The organism is Olsenella uli (assembly GCF_901212655.1).
GTDB classification, from domain to species: Bacteria; Actinomycetota; Coriobacteriia; order Coriobacteriales; family Atopobiaceae; genus Parolsenella; species Parolsenella uli_A.
Genome location: NZ_CAAKON010000020.1, coordinates 83,981 through 105,565 on the forward strand (window position 1 = coordinate 83,981; position 21,585 = coordinate 105,565).

At 68.3% G+C, this 21,585-nt stretch carries 19 protein-coding genes and 1 tRNA gene; 8 read left to right on the plus strand and 12 right to left on the minus strand.

Features of this window, described 5'->3' with window-relative positions; translation table 11 throughout:
• Nucleotides 1-5 precede the first annotated feature (5 nt).
• From rpmA to EFAMC2_RS03045, 12 genes are all read right to left on the minus strand, one after another.
• Nucleotides 6-263 (minus strand): 50S ribosomal protein L27, encoded by a 258-nt coding sequence (rpmA, locus tag EFAMC2_RS02990; RefSeq protein WP_154026839.1) that lies wholly within the window; start codon nt 261-263, stop codon nt 6-8.
• 41 nt (nt 264-304) lie between these two features.
• Complete coding sequence (gene rplU, locus EFAMC2_RS02995; protein ID WP_154026841.1) at nt 305-649, minus strand: 50S ribosomal protein L21; 345 nt, start codon at nt 647-649, stop codon at nt 305-307.
• A 49-nt stretch (nt 650-698) separates the two neighbouring features.
• Entirely contained in the window at nt 699-1,595 is an 897-nt protein-coding gene (locus tag EFAMC2_RS03000; protein WP_154026843.1) for a hypothetical protein, read from the minus strand.
• Nucleotides 1,596-1,606: 11 nt separating this feature from the next.
• Nucleotides 1,607-2,821: an FtsW/RodA/SpoVE family cell cycle protein gene (locus tag EFAMC2_RS03005; protein WP_154026845.1), complete on the minus strand. Its 1,215-nt coding sequence runs from the start codon at nt 2,819-2,821 to the stop codon at nt 1,607-1,609.
• 10 nt (nt 2,822-2,831) lie between these two features.
• Nucleotides 2,832-4,862, minus strand: a complete 2,031-nt coding sequence (gene mrdA, locus EFAMC2_RS03010; RefSeq protein WP_154026847.1) for a penicillin-binding protein 2 — start codon at nt 4,860-4,862, stop codon at nt 2,832-2,834.
• Nucleotides 4,863-4,866: 4 nt separating this feature from the next.
• Entirely contained in the window at nt 4,867-5,430 is a 564-nt protein-coding gene (gene mreD / locus EFAMC2_RS03015; RefSeq protein WP_154026849.1) for a rod shape-determining protein MreD, read from the minus strand.
• On the minus strand, nt 5,431-6,450 hold the full coding sequence (gene mreC / locus EFAMC2_RS03020) for a rod shape-determining protein MreC (RefSeq protein ID WP_261980019.1): 1,020 nt from the start codon (nt 6,448-6,450) through the stop codon (nt 5,431-5,433).
• Nucleotides 6,451-6,459: 9 nt separating this feature from the next.
• Nucleotides 6,460-7,503, minus strand: coding sequence for a rod shape-determining protein (locus tag EFAMC2_RS03025; RefSeq protein ID WP_154026851.1), 1,044 nt, complete (start codon nt 7,501-7,503; stop codon nt 6,460-6,462).
• Nucleotides 7,504-7,583: 80 nt separating this feature from the next.
• Nucleotides 7,584-8,996 carry a tetratricopeptide repeat protein gene (locus EFAMC2_RS03030; protein ID WP_154026853.1) on the minus strand — a complete coding sequence of 471 codons (1,413 nt, stop codon included), beginning with the start codon at nt 8,994-8,996 and terminating at the stop codon, nt 7,584-7,586.
• A gap of 26 nt (nt 8,997-9,022) precedes the next feature.
• The gene (locus EFAMC2_RS03035; RefSeq protein WP_154026855.1) at nt 9,023-9,571 is read right to left on the minus strand and encodes a peptidylprolyl isomerase; all 549 of its coding nucleotides are present in this window, start codon (nt 9,569-9,571) and stop codon (nt 9,023-9,025) included.
• Between the two features lie 127 nt (nt 9,572-9,698).
• Nucleotides 9,699-10,691 (minus strand): zinc ribbon domain-containing protein, encoded by a 993-nt coding sequence (locus EFAMC2_RS03040; protein WP_187325112.1) that lies wholly within the window; start codon nt 10,689-10,691, stop codon nt 9,699-9,701.
• A gap of 28 nt (nt 10,692-10,719) precedes the next feature.
• Nucleotides 10,720-13,119, minus strand: a complete 2,400-nt coding sequence (locus EFAMC2_RS03045; protein ID WP_154026859.1) for an HAD-IC family P-type ATPase — start codon at nt 13,117-13,119, stop codon at nt 10,720-10,722.
• A 108-nt stretch (nt 13,120-13,227) separates the two neighbouring features.
• Between EFAMC2_RS03045 and EFAMC2_RS03050 the strand changes: the two genes are divergently transcribed.
• The 8 genes from EFAMC2_RS03050 (at nt 13,228) to EFAMC2_RS03085 (ending at nt 21,544) form a co-directional block, all read left to right on the plus strand.
• A tRNA-Arg gene (locus EFAMC2_RS03050) sits at nt 13,228-13,304 on the plus strand.
• A gap of 153 nt (nt 13,305-13,457) precedes the next feature.
• Nucleotides 13,458-14,477, plus strand: a complete 1,020-nt coding sequence (gene aroF, locus EFAMC2_RS03055) for a 3-deoxy-7-phosphoheptulonate synthase (protein WP_154026861.1) — start codon at nt 13,458-13,460, stop codon at nt 14,475-14,477.
• 3 nt (nt 14,478-14,480) lie between these two features.
• Complete coding sequence (locus EFAMC2_RS03060; protein WP_154026863.1) at nt 14,481-15,419, plus strand: prephenate dehydrogenase; 939 nt, start codon at nt 14,481-14,483, stop codon at nt 15,417-15,419.
• A complete protein-coding gene (aroB, locus tag EFAMC2_RS03065; RefSeq protein ID WP_154026865.1) occupies nt 15,419-16,531 on the plus strand; it encodes a 3-dehydroquinate synthase in 1,113 nt (370 codons plus the stop codon). The genes EFAMC2_RS03060 and aroB overlap by 1 nt, the downstream gene beginning before the upstream one ends.
• 4 nt (nt 16,532-16,535) lie before the next feature.
• Nucleotides 16,536-17,864, plus strand: a complete 1,329-nt coding sequence (gene aroA, locus EFAMC2_RS03070; protein WP_154026867.1) for a 3-phosphoshikimate 1-carboxyvinyltransferase — start codon at nt 16,536-16,538, stop codon at nt 17,862-17,864.
• Nucleotides 17,854-19,023 (plus strand): chorismate synthase, encoded by a 1,170-nt coding sequence (gene aroC / locus EFAMC2_RS03075; protein ID WP_154026869.1) that lies wholly within the window; start codon nt 17,854-17,856, stop codon nt 19,021-19,023. The genes aroA and aroC overlap by 11 nt, the downstream gene beginning before the upstream one ends.
• Nucleotides 19,024-19,064: 41 nt before the next feature.
• Nucleotides 19,065-20,210 (plus strand): bifunctional chorismate mutase/prephenate dehydratase, encoded by a 1,146-nt coding sequence (locus tag EFAMC2_RS03080; protein WP_154026871.1) that lies wholly within the window; start codon nt 19,065-19,067, stop codon nt 20,208-20,210.
• Nucleotides 20,210-21,544, plus strand: coding sequence for a shikimate kinase (locus tag EFAMC2_RS03085; protein WP_154026873.1), 1,335 nt, complete (start codon nt 20,210-20,212; stop codon nt 21,542-21,544). The genes EFAMC2_RS03080 and EFAMC2_RS03085 overlap by 1 nt, the downstream gene beginning before the upstream one ends.
• The last annotated feature ends 41 nt before the right edge of the window (nt 21,545-21,585 follow it).

Below are 21,585 nucleotides of genomic sequence, written 5' to 3' on the forward strand. Positions count from 1 at the left end.
AAGCCCTAGGCCTCCTGCGCCGGACGAACGTGAACGCGGTGCTTGGCACCCTTCACGAACTCGACCGTACCGTCAGCGAGGGCGAACAGGGTGTCGTCCTTGCCACGACCGACGTTCTCGCCCGGCGTGATGTGCGTGCCGCGCTGGCGAACGATAATCTGACCAGTCTTGACGGACTGGCCGCCGAAGATCTTCGTGCCAAGGCGCTGTGCCGCGGAGTCACGACCGTTACGAGAGCTAGCCTGGCCCTTCTTGTGTGCCATGATGGTACCTGCCTATCTAAAGTTACGCTGTGTGTGACGAGTTACTCGGCAGAAGCCGTGGTGGCGGCAGAACCGGAGAGGGCCGGCACGTCCGCAACCTCAAGGCGCGTCAGGTTCTGACGGTGACCCTTAGTACGGCGATAGCGCTTACGCTTCTGGAACTTGAAGACGAGCTGCTTCTCGCCCTTGTGCTGGTCGATGACCTTGGCGGTGACCTTCTTGTCGGCCAGGGACGCGGCATCGACAACGACCTGCTTGCCGTCGTTGAGCAGAAGAACGTCGAGCTTGACCTCGTCGCCAGGCTGCGCATCGAGCTTCTCGACGTCGAGGACGTCGCCCTTGGCAACCTTGTACTGCTTGCCGCCAGTCGTGATGATTGCGTACATGTGAGAGCCCTTCAGTGCTGTGGTTAGTGCAACAGCTGGAAATGGTACGTCACGCTTTAGCGTTCGTCAACGGCAAACTGCTGCTCCTTGATGGGTTTTCCACGGATGCCGCCCCATGGCCAAGGCGCTCGGCAAGCTCGAGCCTCAAGACGAGCGCCTCGCCGAGACAGTAGGTGCCGCCGTAGGCGATGCCCGCCTTGATCAGGAGGCAAAGGCCGGGAAGCACGGCGCAGAGCCTTCGCGCGAGCGAGCGCGAGGACAGCGCGAGTGCGAGTACCACGGCCGCCTCGCCCAGACGCTCCGCATCGGCGCCGCGCCCATAGGCCCCAGAGACATCGAGCGCCATGAGGGCCTGGTTGGCCGCCATGATCGGAAGGTCGGCCCCCGAGCCGAGGGGCACGAGACCCACGACGGCGTTCTGGGCGCTCCGCTCGCGAACGCACCGCTCGGCCACGGCGCGGCGGCAGAACGGGAAGTTCGCGGCGAGCGCGATGTCCCTGCCGCAGGCGTCGGCCATCCAGGAGGCGAGCTTGGCGAGCAGGGCGTCCGTGCTCGCGGCCGAGACGAGGGCCGTGCCCTCGAGCCCCTCGCCCCCTGGGGCGTCCAGGCTCGACTCCACGACGATGACGCAGGGCACGCCGGCACGACGGAAGGCACGCGCCACGGAGGCGCCGGGGCCCGAGGGGCCGGCGGCGACGATCACGGCAACGTCGGCGTCGGGGTTCACGCGGACGGCCACGCCAGCCCGTATCGCCCCGACGTGAACGAGTCCCGAGGCCGTCTCGGGCATGAGGGCGCCCTTGAGCGCGAGGGCGAGCTCGCGAGGGGCGCCGTCCTCGAGCTCTACCGCCACCCGCACGCACTCGCGGCGCCGGCGCTGGCCCTCACGAGCCCCGCCGATGAACTCGCCCACCTTGGCGAAGGGGATGTTGTTGATGCCAGCCATGCGCTCCCTTCCTACGCAGACCGAGGCCTGTGGTGATACACGGACTGTACTATTCCCACCGAAGCCACCTGGATGACCATCGACGTGGCGCCGTAGCTGACGAAGGGCAAGGGGATGCCCGTGATGGGCATGATGCCGATGCACATGCCCACGTTTTGGAGCAGCTGATAGCTCCACATGGCCACGACGCCCGCAAGCACGAGCTTGGCAAAGGGCGCCTCGAGGCGCATCGCGAGCGAAAGCGTTGAGAAGATCAACCAGGCATAGAGGGCCAGGAGCAGGACCGCCCCGGCGAAGCCGAACTCCTCGGCCAGGGTGGCGAAGACGAAGTCCGTGTGGCTCTCCGGCAGAAAGCCGCCCGTTGCCTGGGTGGCGGCACCGATGCCCTTGCCGAGCAGGCCGCCAGAGCCAACCGCGATCTTCGACTGCTGGAGCTGGTAGCCCACGTCGGGGTCTGCCGTGGCATCCACGAACACGAGCAGACGGTTCATCTGATACTGCTTGAGCGGGAAGCCGAAGTTCGTCGAGCAGAACACGATGAGCGCCGCCCCGAGGATGATGAGCGCCACCGTGATGAGCACCCAATCCCTCCGCGCGCCACCGCAGATGATGATCGAGGCGCCAATGACGAGCAGGATGAGGCCCGTGCCGAGGTCTGGCTGGGTCATGATCGCCACGAACGGCACCAGCAGGGTGGCGCAGAGCTTCGCGTAGTCTCGGAACTCCTTCACGCGGCCGTTGAACTGCGCCGTGAGCGAGGCCATCAGGAAGATGGTCACGAGCTTGCCGACCTCCGAGGGCTGGAACTGCAGGGGGCCGAGCTTGACCCAACCCGTCATGCCGTTGGCGTTGTAGGCAAGCCCCGGGATGTGCGGCGAAAGCATGAGCACGACGTCCAGGACAAGCAGCCACGTGGAGAGGTTCTGCAGGTTGCGGTAGTCGTAGCGCCAGATGAGGACGGCGCCCACGAGTCCGAGGACCGCGCCGATGGACTGCTTGGGCAGCGAGGCGTTCGCGTTGGTGAGCGACGCGCTCCAGACCACGAGCAGGCCATAGGCCACGAGCAGGATGGCGGGCAGCAGGGCCGGCCAGTAGAGCTCGCGCAGAAAGCCCCCGCGCCCGGGCACGCGCGCGTGGGCAGACCCCGGCCGCTTGCCCGCATCGCCACCGAAGAGCGATGACACGACGGCGCCGAAGCCGACGCCGCCCGCCGTGTTCTGAGCCATGGCTCCCCTCCTATCTCGTGCCGTCGGAGACCGACGTCGTGGCGGTGTCCGGCTCGTTGTAGAGCGCCCCGATGATGTCTCGGACCACGTACATGGCCGAGGTGGAGCCATAGCCGCCCTTGTCGATGACGGCGCAGATCGCGTACTTGGGGTTGTCGGCCGGCACATAGGCGCAGAACCACGCAGTCGGCTCGTCATTGCCGTGCTCGCCGGTACCGGTCTTTCCCGCAACCCGCATGGACAGGTTGGTGAAGTGGGCCGTCATGGAGGCGCTCTCCTCGTAGATCACGCCCTCCAGGCCGGAGTGCACGAGGTCGTAGTTCTCGCTCGCCTCATCGGGCGCGAGGTACTGCTCGGGCTTGAAGTCGATGACCGAGCCGTCACCACCGCGGCCCTTGACGCTCTTGAGCACGTGCGGGCGCCACATGGTGCCGCGGTTGCCGATGCCCATGTAAGCGCAGCACATCTGCAGGGGCGTCACGAGAATGTCGCCTTGGCCGATGGCGATGTTGGTGTAGTCGCCGCCCTGCCACTGACGGTCCGCGTCCGAGTAGCTGCTGAAGTAGTTCCATTTCCACTCGGCGTCGGGCACGCGCCCGGCGGCCTCGCCGGGCAGGTCGATGCCCGTCTGCGAGCCCAGGCCCCACTTGTGGAAGGTCTCCTGCATCCCGTCTTTGGTGTCAGAGTTGTAGAACCCCTTCGCTATCTCGTAGAACACGACGTCGCACGAGTAGACGATGCCATTCCTGAGGTCGATGGGGCCATGGCCCGAGTGCTTCCAGCACCACTTGCCGTACGAGGAGCCAAAGCCCGTCCACCAGCCCTGGCAGTCGAAGCCGCTCGAGGCGTTGGCGATGCCATGGTCCATGGCCGCGAAGGTGGTGAGCGGCTTGATGGTGGAGGCAGCCACGAACTGGCCCGAGACGGCGCGGTTCATGAGGGGGTTTCCGGCAGCGTCGCTCGAGAGCGTGTCCCAGTCGTCCTGGGAGATGCCGCCCACGAAGAGCTCGGGCCGAAACGACGGCGCGCTCGCCATCGCGAGGACCTCGCCGTTCGTGGCGTCCACGACGATGGCCGCGCCGGAGTTGCAGTCCTTGCTTCCGGCCTTCACGGCGCGCTTGATGCCGTCGGCGAGGGCCTGCTCGGCCGCCTTCTGGGTGTTGACGTCGATCGTGAGCAGGATGTCGGATCCGCTCTCGGCCGGAACCGAGGTCGAGTAGCTGAGGACGTCGCCGTTTGCGTCGACGTAGACCGTCTGCTCGCCGCGCACGCCCTGCAGCACGCCCTCGTACTGGTACTCGACGCCCGCCTGGCCCGTCGTGTCGCCGCTCTCGTAGGAGAGGCCGTTTGCGTTCTGCGCGGAGGCGTCGATCTGGTCCTGCGTGACGGTGCCGGTGTAGCCAAGCAGGTGGCAGGCGACCTCCCCCTGCGGGTAGGACCGCTGCGTGCGCTGCTCGACGGTGACGCCGGGGAAGAAGTCGGCGTGCTCCTGGATGAAGGCCACCGTGGTACGGTGCGCGTCCACAGCCACCGTGCGGGCGCTCTGGGCGCCCTCGGTGGAGTCCTGGATCTTGCGGCGACAGGCTATCTTGGGCATGCCGAGCAGGGCCGCAAGCAGCGTAACCTCGACGTCGTCGTTCACCACGTCGGACTTGGCGGTGACGGTGAGGCTCGGGCGGTTCGCCACGAGCTCCACGCCGTTGCGATCGAGGATGCGCCCGCGCGGCGCCACGGTCGAGACGGTCCTCGTGCGATTGGACTCGGCCTGCCTGGCATAGTCCTCGCTCGAGACAACCTGCATGCTCAGGAGCTTCACGAAAAGGGCGCCGATGACGGTGCCGGAGAACACGCCAAGCCCAACGAACCGGCTCTTGAAGGTGGTCTCCGAGGAGGTGTCATTGCCGCCGGCAGCACGTGGCGCCTGACCGCCGATGTCGAAGCGCAGGCTCGAGGTGCCGCCACGTACGGCAAGCACCACGGCCGCGGCCACGGCCGCGAGCAGGACGACGAACACTATGAGGATGATGGTGCCGAGCGACATGAGCCTACAGGCCCTTCATGTCGTAGTGGCCGGAGCGCTTCTTGCCCCCGCCAAGCGAGAGGCCCGAGGACGAGGCACCCGGCATCCGGGAGAGCAGAGTGCCCACGATCCAGAACGCCAGACAGTCGAGCGCGGCCCCGGGTACGGCGCGCAGGAACACCACATCCACGAAGGAGGACGCCTGACCCGTCGCCAGCAGGATGAGCGCGTACACCACGCCCACGCCCACTGCGGAGGGGGCGAAGATGGCAAGCGCCGCCGGCACGTCGTCGGCCACGCGCGTGCGGCCCGTAGCAGCATAGGCCCAGGCAAGCAGCGTGAGCAGAAGCGCCATGAGCCCGATGGGGCCCGTGCCGGTCATGTCATAGAAGAGGCCCGAGAGAAATCCGATGACGGGCGCGCTGCGCACCTCCCCGCCAAGGCAGGCGCAGGCCGCAAGCACGAGCGCGAGGTTGGCCCTGCCGCCCAGGATGCCCACGTTGGGAACGAGCGCGAGCTGCAGCACCGCGAGCACGACGGCAAGGACGGCCGAGATCCTGCGGCTCGACGCCTGGTCGTTGACGATCATCTATGCTCCTTCCCCGTCGCTCGTGCTAGTAGTTGCCTGGTCCGAGGACCCGTCTTCCGAAGACGCGTCCCGCGTTGTCGCCGCGGCCGAGGCATCTGCCTTCGAGGCCGTCGTCATGTCCTGGCTGTCGGCGGCCTGGGCGTCCTCGGTGGTTGCCTGCTGGCCATCGCTCACCGACGTGATGACGAGAACCTCCTCAAGGTTCTGCGAGTCTGCCAGAGGCTCGACCGTGATGTCGTAGTACAGGGCCCCCGAGGTCTTGGACACGTTTGTGACGGTACCGATGGGAAGCCCCTTCGGATAGACGCCGCCGAGCCCGCTCGTAATCACGAGGTCACCGATGGAGACCTGCTGGTCGCACCTCACGAGGGTGAGCCTGAGCGTGCCATCGGGCGCGCCCACGAGCTGTCCCTGGGCGCGGCTGGACTGCACCATGGCCGAGACGCCCGAGCTCTCGTCCGAGATGAGGCGCACCGTGGACTGCGCGGCGGAGGTATCGCTGATCTGCCCGATGACACCCGTGGACGTCATGACCGGCATGCCGATGGCAAGCCCCGAGCCCTCGCCCTTGTCGATGGTGATGGTGGAGCTCCAGGAGGTCGTCGACTGGCCGATGACGGTGGCCCCGGTGGACGTGAGGCTGTAGCGATTGCGCACCTCGAGCAGGCTCGAGAGCGTGTCCAGGTCGTGCTGGGACTCGGAGAGCTGTGCCACCTGGGCCTTGAGGCTCTCGTTCTCCGCCTTGAGGTCTGACAGGGTCTCGGAGTCGGCCGTGAGGTTGCCGAATATGTTGCCAAGGCCCTGAACGGGAGCGGACACGAAGGACCCGACCGCACGCACGGGCGAGGTCAGCGTCTGCACCACGCCACGCGCCCCATGCAGCACGCCCGAGTCGCCCTCGCGATAACCGACGACAACGAGGACGAGCGAAAGGACGCACAGCACAACGAGCGAGCGCGGGACTGCCGCAGCAGACCCGCGCCCCATGGATTGTTTGGGGGTTGCGAAGCGCTTCGCCATCGGGCTCCCCTACTTGCCAGAGCTCTGGACGAAGCCGCCGGAAAGGGCGTTGGCCTCGAGGACCTTCGCGCAACCGTACACGACGTTCTCGAGGGCGCTCGGGCTCACGTTCACCGGCACGCCCGTCTCCTCGCGCAGACGCTGGTCGAGGCCGCGAAGCAGGCCGCCGCCTCCCGTCAGCATGATGCCGTAGTACATGAGGTCGCTCGCGAGGTCGGGCGGGGTGACGTCCAGGGCATCCTTCACGGCCTTGGTAACCTGGTCAAGCGGCGAGTTCAGGGCGCGCCTGATCTCCTCGCTCTCGATGCGAACGGTCTTGGGGAGACCGTTGATGACGTCGCGGCCGTTGACCTCGACGTCAAGCTCCTCCTTGAGCGGGGCGGCGGAGCCAACCTTGATCTTGATGTCCTCGGCCGTGCGCTCGCCGATGGACAGGTTGTAGGCATCGCGGACGTGCTCGAGGATGACCTGGTCGAACTCGTCTCCAGCGGTGCGGATGGACTGCGACACGACGATGCCGCCCATGGCGATGACGGCCACCTCGGTGGTGCCGCCGCCGATGTCGACGACCATCGAGCCCGTAGGGTCCTCAATCGGCAGGTTGGCGCCGATGGCGGCTGCCATGGGCTCCTCGATGAGGAATGCCTGTCGGGCGCCGGCGGAGATCGTGGCCTCGAAGACCGCTCGCTTCTCGACCGAGGTAACGCCGGAGGGCACGCACACGACGACGCGCGGGCGTGGGCTCCAGGGATAGCGGCGCTTCGACGCCTTCTCGATGAAGTAGCGAAGCATGACCTCGGTCACGTCGAAGTCGGAGATGACGCCGTCCTTCAGAGGGCGAATTGCCGTGATGGAGCCGGGAGTGCGGCCCACCATGCGCTTGGCGTCGGCGCCAACGGCCAGCACGCGCTCCTCGTTCTTGTCGATGGCGACGACGGAGGGCTCGTTGATGACGATGCCCTCGCCGCGCACGGACACGAGCGTGTTGGCCGTGCCGAGGTCGATGGCAAGGTCGCCGCCGTACTCACCGAATATGGAGTCGAAAATCGACATGGCATCCGTTCCTCATGGCACGGGATCGTACCCCGCGCCTCGATAGCTCAAACCTAAATCAGATAGTGCAGACCGCGAGGCTACTTGGTTGCGGCCGCGGTGGTGGCGGCGGAGCCCGTGAAGGCGGTGCCGGTGGTCGTCGTGGTGCTGGAGCCCGAGCCGCCCTGGGAAGCGAAGCTCAGCTCCACGCTCGTGACCTTCCAGCCCACACCGTCGCGCACGAGGGCGACCTTGTAGTCCTGCGTGCCGCCGGAGGCAAGCCTCGCGGAGACGAGGGCCTCGGAGGACGCGGTGGTGCGGTCCACGCCAGAGACGGTGACGGAGGCACCCTTCGGCATGATTGCCTGGATCTGGGACTTCGTGTCGTCATCCACACCGCCCGCAAGGAACGAGGACACGTCGTTGCCAGCGGCGCCAGCAGAGAACATGTCGCTCACGACAGCCTCCTGGGTGGGCCAGCCATACCCCTTGTAGTAGGCGAAGCCGCCCACACCGGCGACGATCACGAGCAGGAGGAGAATGAAGACCAGGAACTTCTTGCCCTTGCCCGAGTGCTTGCGACGCATCTTGCGGTCGTGCTTGTCGGCCTTCATGAGGTCCTCCTCCGTGACGGAGAAGAAGCCCGTGTCCTCCGGGGAGGGCATGAAGTCGCCCGTCTTGCCCATCGGGTCGAGCGGGTCCAGGGCCGAGGACGACTCGGGAGCCGCCGGAGCCTGAGGCTGCTGGGCGGCGCCGTCGCCGTAGCCGGCGCCCGCAAGGAGCTGGTCAGTCTCGGAGGGTCCACCCGCGGAGAGGGCCGCCATGGCCTTCTGGGCCGCGACGAGGGAGGCCGACTGCTCGGGCGTCAGCGTATACGTGCCATCGGCAGTGGCCTTCGTGAAGGCGTCGACGGCCTCGGAGACGCGGTTGGACGCCATGTAGGCCTGACCGAGCTCGCCGTAGATAGGGTCCTGGGAGCCATCGGTCGAGAAGTCGAGCGCGGTGCGGTAGGCCTCTACGGCGTCGACGGGACGACCGAGCTGCATGAAGCAGCCGCCCAACTTAACGAGGGCCGAGGACGGGTCCGGGTTTGCCTCGTCGATCGCGGCGTTGCGCCAGGCGACGCCGGCCTCGCGTGCCATGCCGCGGCGGGAGTAGAGGTTGCCGAGCGCGAGGTAGGCCTTGTAGGGCGTGGGGTAGGTGGCGTCTGCCACCGCAGCCTCGAAGCAGCCCACGGCCGCGTCGAGGCTGCCGGCCGCCACGAGGGCGCGGCCGCGGTTGCAGTTGAGTGCGCCCAGGTGGGTCTGGGCGTAGCCGGCGTCGGAGAGCGCCAGCCCATAGGCCTCGGCGGCATCGGCATACAGGCCGAGCTTCATGAGCGCGTTGCCGCGCAGGTGGTCAACCTCGCCCCACAGCTCGCCAGGGGCCTTGGCCTGGTTGAGGGCCGAGACGGCACCAGCCCAGTCGCCGCGCTGGTAAGCGGCACGCGCGGTGGAGAACGCTTGAGTGTTCACGATGATTCCTCCCTGCCGCGAGGTGCCTAGCGGGCCTCGTGCTCGATGCGGATGGAGACGATCTCGTCGCCGGCGCGGAGCTTGCCGATGACGTCTTTGCCCTCGATGGTCTGCCCGAAGACCGTGTAGTCGCGGTCGAGGCCGTGCTGCGATCCAAGGCAGAGGTAGAACTGCGAGCCGGCAGAATCCGGGTGCTGCGAGCGCGCCATGGCGAGGGCGCCGTCCTCGTGGCTGTTGTTGGGGTTCACGTCGTACTCGTGCTTGATGCGGTAGCCGGGGCCGCCAGTACCAGGCATGCCGTCGGGCCCGGGGCGGCCGGCGGCCACCTCGTCAGACGTCATGTCGCGCGTGTTGGGGCACCCGCCCTGGATCACGAAGCCGGGGACGAAGCGATGAAACTTCAGGCCGTCGTAGAAGCCCGAGCCAGCCAGCTCGCAGAAGTTGGCAACGTGGATGGGAGCGCCCTCGGCGTCGAGGCGCACGCGAATGACGCCCTTGGGCGTCTCGATGACGGCAACCTCGTCACCGGCGGGGGTGTACTCGGGCGTGTAGAGGGGATCGAGGAATCCAGGCATGTAACCTCCATCGGCTGTCCCGGGCCGCACGCGGCCGCAGGGCTTAATCAATCTATCCGTGCAATTCTAGCAGCACAGGCAACCTTTCACACATTCGGCATTCGTATGGGCCGCCGTGGAGGCCCCATCAACGCTGCTGGGGCCTCCACGCGTCGTAGTTCTTGGCGAAAAGGGCCGCGTAGGACTCGGTGTCATTGACGCTCTGGCCCTTGAGGGGCGCCACGATCTTGCTCGCGTCGCGCTCGGGGTCGGAGCTGCCGGCAGACAGGCTCCAGGCCTTGCTGATGGCGTCGCTGCGATTCCTGAGCCAGTTCGCCAGAACGTTCAGGTGGTCTCGCTGGTCCGTATAGGTTCCGGTGGTCGAGACGTCGATGGCGTCGATCGCCCTCACGAGGTTGCTGGCGTCGAGCGCGAGCTGCTTGGCGTCCTCGTAGCCGCTCTTGCGCTCATCGGCCGTGCCGGAGGTGCCCACGTCCGAGAGCTTCTCGGCGCTGGAATCTGCGTGCTCGGAGATCTTGGCGAGCTGGTCATAGGCGTCCGTCATCGCGTTGAAGGTCAGCTCGTCGGCCGAGGCCACCGAGCTCGCGTCCACGTCGCCGGAGTCCTGGCCCTGGAGCCTCGACACCGTGCCGGGAAAACCCGCCTGCGAGGTGTCCGCCGGCGTGGTTGCCCGCGGGTCCAGCAGCGAGGGGTCCCACGGGTGGGTGATGGCGAGGGTGGCGCCACCCACGATGAGCAGCGACGCCACGGCAGCCACGACGAACACGCGCGTATGGGGCAGCCGCTCGCGCCCGTAGGGCCCCTCGACCGAGGGGTCCGGCTCGGACGGAATGGCGCTCTCGATGCGCGGCAGCGTCGTGGTGCGCTCGCGCTCGAGCCTCAGCTCCTCGGCGTCCTCATGGAGCGGCGCCTTGCGCTCCTCGGGCTCGGCAGCCTCGGCGGCAAGGGGCATGCCGCATTTGGGGCAGCTCGCGGAGCCCGGCGGGCAGAGCGCTCCGCACGAGGGGCACCACGTGCCCTTGAGCCTGGGCATCACGCGCGTGGCCGAAAGGTCGGCGTGACACGCGGGGCACACCGTGAGGCCGTCTGCCACGAGCGTGCCGCAGACGGGGCACCTCACAGCCGGCCCCAATCGCCCGCAAACGTCGTCATACTTCCGATCGCCTCCCGTTATGCTCCTCCGCGCGCTCGAGCAGGCGGAGGAAGGGGCCGTCGTGCTGAGCGGCGCCCACGAATCTGTCGTAGAGAAGATTAAACACCAGCAGCGCGCCCGCGCCAAAAAGCGCGAGGAATGCCCACATGGGGCCCGTCATGGGCGCGATCTCGAAGAAGGGCCCCGCAATCGTGCACCCAAATGCCACGATGCCAAGTACCACGAGGGCAAGGGCGGCCCTGAGCGGCGTCAGGGGCGTGGATATCCTCAGAATGAGGTTGAAGCCCACGAGACTCGTGAGCAGCACGCACAGGGTGGATATCTCCATGCGCGCGAGGCCGGCACGCTCGAGAAGAAGGCTCGCGAGCCCCACCGCAACCACGATGGAGGCGGAGGCCGGCAGGGAGCGCGCGAGCACGTTGGCAAGGAAGCTCCCCGAGACTCGCTCGCGGTTGGGCTCGAGCGCCAGCACGAACGAGGGGACCCCGATGATGGCCGTGGAGACGAGCGACATCTGGACGGGCTGGAAGGGATAGGGCGGCACGAGGGCGCACAGGATGGCGAGGACGACGGAGAAGACCGTCTTCACGAGGAAGAGCGAGGCGGAGCGCTGCAGGTTGTTGATCGAGCGCCTGCCCTCGGCCACCACCTCGGGCATGCGCGAAAAGTCGTTGTCCACGAGCACGACCTCGGAGACGTTGCGCGCGGCGTCCGACCCAGAGGCCATGGCCACCGAGCAGTCCGCCTCGCGCAGGGCGAGGACGTCATTGACGCCGTCGCCCGTCATGGCCACGGTGTGGCCGCGGCCCTTGAGCGCGCGCACGAGCTCGCGCTTCTGCTGGGGCGTCACGCGGCCGAACACGTGATACTCCCCCGCGGCGCGCTCCAGCGCCTCGGGCGTCGTGAGCGTCGTGGCGTCTACGTAGCGCTCGGCCCCGGGCACCCCCGCCTCCCTCGCTATGGCAGAGACCGTGCGCGCGTCGTCTCCGGAGATGACGTTGACCGTGACTCCCTGCTCGCAGAAGAAGCCGATCGTCTCCGGCGCCGTGGAGCGGATATGGTCCGAGAGCGACACCAGCCCGAGCGGCCGCACGCCGCCCACGATCGCCCCCTGCTCGTCGAAGCCGTCGGCCTCGGCAACCACGAGGACGCGAGCACGGGGCCCAAAGCCCGCACGCATCCCCTCGAGGCCCGCCGCGCCCTCGCCCAGTACGAACTGCGAGGCACCCAGCACGAGCGAGCGACCGTCACGCGTGACGCATCCGGAATACTTGCGCGCAGACGAGAACGGCACGGCCCGCGCGCTCGGCGCCGGCACGATTGCTCGCGCCCTCGCATACGAGAGGATGGCAGAGGCGGTCTCGTTGGCGTCCTCCGAGCTCGCCGCCGCGACGGACACGGCGGCGAGCGCGACCTCGTCCTCGGTATGGCCGGCGAGGGCGCGGGCACCGGAGAAGTCCATGGCGCCCGAGGTGATGGTGCCCGTCTTGTCCAGGCACAGCACGTCCACGCGGGCCAGCATCTCTATGCAGTAGAACTGCTGGACCAAAACCTGGTGCCGCGCAAGCCTTGCGGTGGATATGACGAGCACGGTGGAGGTGAGCAGCACGAGTCCCTGGGGAATCATGCCCACGAGGGCCGCCACCGTGGTGAGGATGGCCTGGGCGCTGCCCTGGCCGTCTCCCAAAGTCCTCAGGAATAGCAGGATTCCCACGGGGGCGAGCAGCCACGTCGCCCAGCGGATGATCATGGAGAGCGTGAGCATAATCTCGGAGACCGCACGCTTGGCGTGCCTCGCCTCGGCGTTGATGCGGGCGGCGTAGGAGTCCGCGCCCACGCGCGTCACCCGGGCGAGCACGCAGCCGGAGTCGAGGAAGCTCCCGCTCATGAGCTCGGAGCCCTTCGACTTGGTTATGGGCTCGCTCTCCCCCGTGAGCAGGCTCTCGTTGACGCCCGCCACACCCCACACCACGCGGGCGTCGGCCGGCACCTGGTCGCCGCGCCTGAGTACGAGGATGTCGTCGGCGACAACGCCCTCGTGCGCAATCTCGATGTCGGTGCCGCCACGCCTGACGGTGACGGGGCGCTCGGCCAGGATCGTGAGCCGGTCGATCGTTCGCTTGGCGCGCACCTCCTGGACGATACCGATGCCAAGGTTCAGCAGCACCACGCAGATGAAGGCGAGGTTTCGCCACGAGCCCGTAAGCGCGACGAGGCCGGCAAGCACGAGGTTCACACCGTTGAACAGCGTGAGCGTGTGCTCGGCGACGATCCGGCCCACGGGCTTCGTCTTGGGTCCCGCCTGGGTGTTGGCGCGCCCGTCCGCCAGACGCGAGCCCACCTCGTCGGCGGAGAGCCCAACTACCTCGGGCGCAACGACCTGGTCCGTGTCCATGTGGCCTTCCTTCCCTCCAGCGTGCCTGTGCTCGCGCCATTGTACGCAACGGGTGACCCAGATTCTCGGCCTGCAGGCTACCCGCATGCCCTATACTCTCATTTTGCTGCTCTCTTAGCTCAGCTGGATAGAGCGTTCGCCTCCGGAGCGAAAGGTCGCGGGTTCGAATCCCACAGAGAGCACCAACGCCTGAGCCGGCCCCGAATATGGGGCCGTTTTCGTATGGGGGTCCCGCGAGGGACCCTTTTTCATACGCTCGGGGAGCCGAGGCGCTTTCGGCTCGTGTAGTACCATCGCATGACCAACACTAAGGCGCCCGGGGCGTAAGGGGGAAGCGCATGATCGCAGTCGTCAAGGACAGTGCCACGAAGGAGCAGGTAGCGCACTTCGTGGATTGGATCGAGTCCAAGGGCCTCTCGGCCGACATCTCGAGGGGAGCCGGCGAGACCATCATCGGCCTCGTGGGCGACACCACCCAGATAGACCCGTTCCTCGTCGAGAGCATGGACATCATCGACCGGGTGCAGCGGGTCTCGGAGCCCTTCAAGAAGGCCAACCGCAAGTTCCACCCGCTCGACACGGTCATCGACTGCGGGCACGGCGTGCTCGTGGGCGGCGGCCACTTCCAGGTCATCGCCGGCCCCTGCTCCGTCGAGGGCGAGAACCTCCTGCGCATCGCGCGCGAGGTCAAGGCCGCGGGCGCCACGATGCTGAGGGGCGGGGCCTACAAGCCGCGCACGAGCCCCTACAGCTACCAGGGCATGGGCGAGGAGGGGCTCGACCTCCTGCGCGAGGCGGGCGACGAGCTCGACATGCCCATCGTCACCGAGATCATGGACCCCAGGGACGTCCAGAAGTTCCTCGACCGCAACATCGAGGTCTGGCAGATCGGCGCCCGCAACTCCCAGAACTTCCCCCTGCTCAAGGAGGTCGGCAAGACCCAGGTGCCCATCCTGCTCAAGCGAGGCATCGCCGGCACCATCGACGAGCTGCTCATGGCCGCCGAGTACGTGATGAGGGAGGGCAACCCCAACGTCATCGTCTGCGAGCGCGGCATCCGCAGCTTCGAGCGCCGCACGAGGAACACCTTCGACCTGAATGCCGTGCCGGTGCTGCACGGCCTCACCCACCTGCCCGTCTGCGCCGACCCGAGCCACGCCACCGGCTACACCCGCTACGTGACCCCCATGGCCCTCGCCGCCACGGCCGCCGGCGCCGACTGCCTCGAGATCGAGGTCCACGACGACCCGAGCCACGCCTGGTCCGACGGCGCCCAGGCACTCACGCCGGCCCAGTTCAAGGACGCCATGGCCCGCATCGCCAAGGTGCGCGAGGCCGTCACGATGGAGGTCGAGTAGGCCATGGCGGCGCAGCTTGAGCGACAGGCTGGCCAGGCGGAGCAGGCCGCGCTCGCGGCGGCGCAGCGGGAGGGTGCGCACGTCGTGCCCGGCCGCTGCGCGATCGTGGGCCTTGGCCTCATAGGGGGCTCGTTCGCGCGTGCCCTCTCCCACGGCGGCCGCGAGGTCTACGCCTTCGACCCCAACGACGACATCGAGCGCTTCGCCGCTATCGACACCACGGCGGGCGCCCTCACCGACGAGCTGCTGCCCACGGTGGAGCTCATCGTGCTCGCCTGCTACCCCCAGGCCTGCGTCGACTGGCTTGAGGCCCACGCCGGGCTCATATCGCCCGACGCCATCGTCATCGACACGGGAGGCGTGAAGCGCGCCATCTGCGAGCGCGGCTTTGCCGCGGCGCGCAGGGCGCACATCACCTTCGTGGGGTGCCATCCCATGGCGGGCACCCAGTTCTCGGGCTACGCGCACTCGCGCGCAGACATGTTCCAGGGGGCGCCCATGGTCGTCTGCCCTCCGCCGGAGGTTCGCGGCGTCGCCTGCCTCGAGCTCGTCGACCGGCTCGAGGGGCTTTTGGCCCCCTGCGGCTTCGAGAAGTTCACCGTCACCACGCCCGAGCGCCATGACGAGGTCATCGCCTACACCTCGCAGCTCGCGCACGTGGTCTCCAACGCCTACGTCAAGAGCCCCACGCTCAAGCTCCGTCAGGGCTTCTCGGCAGGCTCCTACCGAGACCTCACCCGCGTGGCGAGGCTCAACCCCCAGATGTGGTGCGAGCTGTTCCTCGACGACGCAGACAACCTCGCCCGCGAGATCTCGACGCTCGTAGACGAGCTCAACAAGTACAAAGACGCGCTCGAGGCGCGCGACGCGGACAGGCTCACCGCGCTGCTCGCCGCGGGCGACGCGCTCAAGCGCGAGGACGAGGGGGAGGCCGAGGCCTGATGGGTAGCGAGAGGGTCGTGCACGTCAAGACGGGCTCGAGGGCCTATGACGTCCACGTGACGCCGGGCGTGCTTGACGAGGCGGGCGAGCTCATACGCGGGGCCGCGGGCGGCTCCCGCGCCTTCGTGGTCTCCGACACCAACGTTGCCCCGCTCTACCTCGGGCGCGTCTGCGCCTCGCTCGAGCGGGCGGGCTACCCGGCGCCCGAGAGCTTCGTGTTCCAGGCCGGCGAGACCTCCAAGCGGGCGGCCACGTGGGGGCTCTGCATGGAGGCCATCGCGCGCGCCGGCCTCACGCGTGACGACGTGGTCGTGGCGCTCGGCGGCGGCGTCGTGGGAGACCTTGCCGGCTTTGCGGGCGCGAGCTACATGCGTGGCTGCCAGGTTGCGCAGGTTCCCACGAGCCTGCTCGCCATGGTCGACTCCTCGGTGGGTGGCAAGACCGCCATCGACCTCGAGGCCGGCAAGAACCTCGCCGGGGCCTTCTGGCAGCCGAGCGTGGTCGTCGCCGACCCGCGCTGCCTCGCCACCATCTCGCACGAGCTGCTCACGGACTCCTGCGGGGAGGTCATCAAGCACGGCGTTCTGGCAGACCCCGGCCTCTTCGACGAACTTGAGCGCTCCCCCATAAACGCGGCCGGCTACGACGAGGACGCCCTTGCGGCCGTGATCGCCAGGAACATCGAGATCAAGCGCGACGTCGTGGACGCCGACGAGCACGAGCGCGGGCTGCGTCAGACCCTCAACCTCGGCCACACGATTGGCCACGCCATCGAGGCGGCGAGCGGGTTTTCCCTCGGCCACGGCACCTGCGTGGCCATCGGCCTGTGCTGCATCGCCCGCGCCGCGGCGGCCATCGGCGCCTGCGCCCCCGAGGTGCCCGCCCGCATCGAGCGCGTCTGCGCCGCCCACGGGCTTCCCACGGACACCGACCTCGACCACGCCACGATCGTACGCCTCGCGAGAAGTGACAAGAAGCGCCACGGCGACGGCGTCAACGTCGTGATGCCCGAGGCCATCGGATCGGTAGGCGTGAGGCGCGTGAGCATGGACGAGTTCGCACGTCTCGTCGACCTGGGCTGCGGAGGCGCGGCCCGCGGCCAGGAGAGGTAGGAAGATGAACGTCACCATCACCCCCAAGGCGCTTGGGGGCACCATCGGGGCCATCGCGAGCAAGTCCATGGCGCACAGGCTCCTCATCTGCGCCGCCCTCTGCCCGGGACCCACCACCATCCGTTGCGCCACGAGCTCCCGCGACATCGAGGCCACCATCGAGTGTCTCGAGGCCCTGGGGGCCGAGGTCGAGCGCACGGGTGACTGTCTCGAGGTGACTCCGCTCGCCGGCACCCCCGCCTCGGACAACCTTCGCGTGGGACGCGAGGGCGCCGTCCTCGACTGCGGCGAGTCGGGCTCGACCCTTCGCTTCATCCTGCCGGTGGTCTGCGCCCTCGGGAGCCATGCCTCGCTCGTGGGGCACGGCAGGCTCGCCGAGCGCCCCCTCTCCCCGCTCTACGAGGAGCTCGCTCGCTCCGGGGCCGAGCTCTCGCCGGCCGGCGCCTTCCCGCTCGAGGTCTCGGGCCGCCTCAGGGCCGGCCGGTTCGAGCTGCCGGGCAACGTGAGCTCGCAGTACATCAGCGGACTTCTGCTCGCGGCGCCGCTTTTGGGCGGCCCCTCGGAGGTGCGCGTCACCGAGCCCGTCGAGAGCCGCCCCTACGTCAACCTCACCATCTCGGCCCTTTCGACCTTCGGCGTCACCGTCAACGAGACCCATGAGGTCGTCGACGGCATGCCCTGCACGTGCTTTGCCGTGAGCCCCTCGACCCCCTACCAGTCGCCAGGGCATGTCACCGTCGAGGGCGACTGGTCCAACGCGGCCTTCTGGCTCGCGGCGGGAGCGCTTGCGGGCGAGGTCGGCGTCTCGGACCTCGACCTCGCGAGCCGCCAGGGCGACCGCTCCATCCTGGCGGCCCTCGCCAAGCTCGGCGCCCGCGTGACGCGCGGCCCGGGCTGCGCGCGCGTCTCGCCCGGCTCCCCCGCGGGCACAGAGCTGGACGTCTCCGACTTCCCTGACCTCGTGCCCCCGCTCGCCGCCGTAGCGGCCCTCGCGCCGGGCTCGACCCGCCTCACGAACTGCGGGAGGCTCCGCCTCAAGGAATCCGACCGCATCGAGACCGTATGCGGTGGCCTTGCGGCCCTTGGAGCCGACATCCAAAGCGCCGGCGACGACATCGTCATCAACGGCCAAGGGAGCCTGCGAGGCGGTACGGTTGATGCCAGCGGGGACCACCGCATCGCCATGATGGCGGCCATCGCGGCCATTCGCTGCGAGGGCGCCGTGACCATTCGCGGCGCCGGGTGCGTCCAGAAGTCCTATCCGATCTTCTTCCGTGACTACGAGGCCCTGGGCGGCCTTGTGAGCGAGAGCGAGGGAGCCCATGTCCTCTAGCTACGGAGAGGCCGTCCACGTCTCGATATTCGGCCAGTCCCACTCCGAGGCCATCGGGTGCGTCGTGGACGGCCTGCCGGCTGGCTTCGACATCGACCTCGAACGACTCCAGGGCTTCCTCTCGCGCAGGGCGCCCGGCCACAGCGACACGTCGACCCCCAGGCGCGAGGAGGACCGCCCGCGCATCCTCTCCGGCCTCGTCGACGGTCACACCTGCGGGGCGCCCCTCTCGGCCGTCATCGAGAACACCAACACCCGCTCGCAGGACTACGCGGGGCTGAGGCGCGTGCCGAGGCCGGGGCACGCCGACTATCCGGCGCTCGTCCGCTACCGCAACTATCACGACGTCGCCGGCGGCGGCCACTTCTCCGGCAGGCTCACGGCCCCGCTCTGCATCGCGGGCGGCATCGCCCTCCAGGTCCTCGAGCGTGCCCTCGGCATCCGCGTCGTGGCCCACATCTCCTCGCTCGGCCCCTCGGGTGTCGTCGACCTGCCGCTCGACGCCCTCGAGTGGCACCCCGAGCAGGCTGAGGCCATACTCGCCAACCCGTTGCCGTGCGTGAGCCGCGAGGCTGCTCTCGCCATGCGCGAGGTTATCCTCGACGCCAAGGACGGGGCGGACTCCGTGGGCGGCATCATCGAGTGCGTCGCCTACGGCATGCCCGCCGGCATCGGCGACCCGATGTTCGACGGGATCGAGAACCGCATCGCGCGCATCGCCTTTGGCATCCCCGCCGTCAAGGGCGTGCAGTTTGGCGCGGGCTTTGGAGCGGCACGGATGCTCGGAAGCGATGACAACGACCCCTGGCGCATTCGGGACGGCCGGGTGAGGCCCGAGACGAACCGCGCGGGCGGCATCCTCGGCGGCATCACCACCGGAGCCCCCGTGGTGTGGTCGTGCGCCGTGAAGCCCACGGCCTCGATCGGCATGCGTCAGAGGAGCGTCGACCTCGCCGAGGGCACCGACGCCGAGCTCGTCGTGCACGGCAGGCACGACCCCTGCATCGTGCCGAGGGCGGTGCCGGTGGCCGAGGCCGCCTGCGCGCTCGCGCTGCTCGATGCGCTCGTGGCCGAGGGGGCGCTTCCCCTGCCTGCGCCCGCGCCGCAGGCGAAAGGCAGTGCCGCGTCTAAGGCGCCCGCAGCAACCGACCAGAAGTAACGTGCGCCCGCAAGGGGCGGGCATGAGGCAAGAAGGAACCCATGGAGGACCTCTCTGAGATCAGGACCCGCATCGACGGGATTGACGACCAGATTTGCAAGCTCTTCTGCGAGCGCATGGCCTGCGCGCGCGAGGTTGCGGAGTATAAGCGCGCCAAGGGCATGCCCGTCCTCGACCGTGGGCGCGAGCGCAAGAAGCTCGCCGCCGTGGCCGAGAAGGTGCCCGAAGACCTGCGCAGCTACACCCAGGTCCTCTTCGACCTGCTCATGGCCGTCAGCCGCGCCCAGCAGGGCCGCGAGCTCGACGTGGACTCAAAGCTCGAGCGGCAGATTCGCCAGGCCGAGCTCGACACGGTGCCCGTCTTCCCCACCACGGCCACCGTCGCCTGCCAGGGCGTAGAGGGGGCCTACTCCCAGCTTGCCGCAGACCGGCTCTTTCGAAGGCCTGCCATCAGCTACTTCGAGACCTTCGAGGGCGTCTTCCGCGCGGTCGACGAGGGTTTCTGCCGCTATGGCGTGCTCCCCGTCGAGAACTCCACAGCCGGCAGCGTAAACCAGGTCTACGACCTCATGCGCCGCCACCAGTTCTCAATCGTGCGCTCCGTCCGCCTCAAGGTCGATCACAACCTCCTCGCGCTTCCGGGCGCCCGAATCGAGGACATCCGCGACATCTACAGCCACCAGCAGGCCATCGACCAGTGCCGCGAGTTCCTGCGCACCCTGCCGAATGCCTCCGTCCACGTCTGCGAGAACACCGCGATGGCGGCCAAGCTCGTGGCAAAGAGCGGACGTGCCGACGTGGCGGCGCTCTCGAGCCGCGCCTGCGCCACCCTCTACGACCTCGAGCCGCTCGCCAGAAACGTCCAGGACAGCGACGCCAACTTCACGCGCTTTGCCTGCATCTCCAAGGACCTCGAGATCTACCCGGGAGCCAACCGCACCTCGCTCATGGTGGTCACCGGCAACGAGCCCGGCAGCCTCTACAAGGTCCTCGCCCGCCTCTACGCGCTTGACATCAACATCGTGAAGCTCGAGAGTCGACCGCTTCCCAAGTCAGACTTCGAGTTCATGTTCTACTTCGACCTGGACGCCCCCGCCGCGGACCCAGAGTTCCCCTCCATCGTAGGCTCGCTCGGGGACACGTGCGAGGAGTACCGTTACCTCGGCAGCTATTCGGAGCTGGTTTGATGACGACAACGAACGCGCAGGAGAGCGAGATTCGCCTGGCAGCCGCAGGCGACGGCAAGACCAAGGGGAACCGCACGCCCGTGCGCTATGGCCTCCTCGGGCGCACCCTTGGCCACAGCTGGAGCCCGCAGATCCACCAGCGGCTCGGTTCGGCGCCCTACGAGCTCGTGGAGCTCGAGCCCAACGAGCTGGCAGACTACGTGCGCGAAGGCCATTGGGAGGGGCTTAACGTCACCATCCCCTACAAGCGCGACGTGATGCCGCTGTGCGACGAGCTCTCGGCTGCCGCACAGAGGCTCGGGGCCGTCAACACGCTCATCCGCACGGAGGACGGCCGCGTCCGCGGCGACAACACGGACCTCTACGGCTTTGCCTGGCTCCTGCGTCGCTTCTGCGAGCGCCACATGGGAGACCTTGAGGCCATCGCCGGCCGAACCTGCCTCGTGCTGGGGTCGGGCGGCGCCAGCCGAGCCGTGGTGGGCGCCCTCGAGAACGCAGGCTCCAAGCCCGTCGTCATCTCCCGGACGGGCGAGGACGACTATGCCTCGATCACCGAGCGCCACGCGGGCGCAGTCCTCGTGGTGAACGCGACGCCGGTGGGCATGTACCCCTCCTGCCCCGCGTCCCCCGTGGACGAGGCCACGCTCGCGGCACTCCCCTTGCTGCGCGGCGTCCTCGATGCCGTCTACAACCCCGAGCGCACGGGCATCTGCCTTGCGGCGGAGCATCTCGGGCTTCCCTCGGAAAGCGGCCTTGCCATGCTCGTGGGTCAGGCCTGGCGCTCGAGCGAGCTGTGGCAGGGCACGGACCTGCCCCTCGAGCTCGTCGAGTCGATCGAGCGCGAGCTGCGCACCCTCACGAGAAACGTCATCCTCATCGGCATGCCCGGGAGCGGCAAGACGAGCTGCGGTCATTGCCTGGCGGAGCTCACCGGACGGACGGCCATCGACCTCGACCAGGCCTTCGCCGAGCGGTTCGGGGCAGGTGCCGGCGAGGTCATCGAACGCGAGGGCGAGGAGGCATTCCGACGCATGGAGACGAAGGTCCTCGCCGACTATGGCAAGAGGAGCGGCCTCATCCTCTCGTGCGGAGGCGGGGTGGTGACCAGGCCCGAGAACCTCGACCTCATGCGCCAGAACGGCACCGTCGTCATGCTCGACAGGCCCATCGACCAACTCTCCAGCAAGGGCCGGCCGCTCTCGAGGGCGCGCGGCGTCAAGGCGTTGGCCGAGGAGCGCATGCCGCTGTACCGCTCATGGGCAGACGTCATCGTTGGCTGCACGGGATCGGCCCGTGGAGATGCCGAGGAGATTCGTCGGCTGCTTGGCCTCTAGAGCCACTAAGGGACGTTTTTCGCTCGCTCCCCAACAGCTGC

Coding starts and splice junctions, on each gene's coding strand:
- rpmA (WP_154026839.1), bottom strand. CDS start 263: ATGGCACACAAGAAGGGCCAGGCTAGCTCTCGTAACGGTCGTGACTCC.
- rplU (WP_154026841.1), bottom strand. CDS start 649: ATGTACGCAATCATCACGACTGGCGGCAAGCAGTACAAGGTTGCCAAG.
- EFAMC2_RS03000 (WP_154026843.1), bottom strand. CDS start 1,595: ATGGCTGGCATCAACAACATCCCCTTCGCCAAGGTGGGCGAGTTCATC.
- EFAMC2_RS03005 (WP_154026845.1), bottom strand. CDS start 2,821: ATGGCTCAGAACACGGCGGGCGGCGTCGGCTTCGGCGCCGTCGTGTCA.
- mrdA (WP_154026847.1), bottom strand. CDS start 4,862: ATGTCGCTCGGCACCATCATCCTCATAGTGTTCGTCGTCCTGCTCGCG.
- mreD (WP_154026849.1), bottom strand. CDS start 5,430: ATGATCGTCAACGACCAGGCGTCGAGCCGCAGGATCTCGGCCGTCCTT.
- mreC (WP_261980019.1), bottom strand. CDS start 6,450: ATGGCGAAGCGCTTCGCAACCCCCAAACAATCCATGGGGCGCGGGTCT.
- EFAMC2_RS03025 (WP_154026851.1), bottom strand. CDS start 7,503: ATGTCGATTTTCGACTCCATATTCGGTGAGTACGGCGGCGACCTTGCC.
- EFAMC2_RS03035 (WP_154026855.1), bottom strand. CDS start 9,571: ATGCCTGGATTCCTCGATCCCCTCTACACGCCCGAGTACACCCCCGCC.
- EFAMC2_RS03045 (WP_154026859.1), bottom strand. CDS start 13,119: ATGGACACGGACCAGGTCGTTGCGCCCGAGGTAGTTGGGCTCTCCGCC.
- aroF (WP_154026861.1), top strand. CDS start 13,458: ATGATCGCAGTCGTCAAGGACAGTGCCACGAAGGAGCAGGTAGCGCAC.
- EFAMC2_RS03060 (WP_154026863.1), top strand. CDS start 14,481: ATGGCGGCGCAGCTTGAGCGACAGGCTGGCCAGGCGGAGCAGGCCGCG.
- aroB (WP_154026865.1), top strand. CDS start 15,419: ATGGGTAGCGAGAGGGTCGTGCACGTCAAGACGGGCTCGAGGGCCTAT.
- aroA (WP_154026867.1), top strand. CDS start 16,536: ATGAACGTCACCATCACCCCCAAGGCGCTTGGGGGCACCATCGGGGCC.
- aroC (WP_154026869.1), top strand. CDS start 17,854: ATGTCCTCTAGCTACGGAGAGGCCGTCCACGTCTCGATATTCGGCCAG.
- EFAMC2_RS03080 (WP_154026871.1), top strand. CDS start 19,065: ATGGAGGACCTCTCTGAGATCAGGACCCGCATCGACGGGATTGACGAC.
- EFAMC2_RS03085 (WP_154026873.1), top strand. CDS start 20,210: ATGACGACAACGAACGCGCAGGAGAGCGAGATTCGCCTGGCAGCCGCA.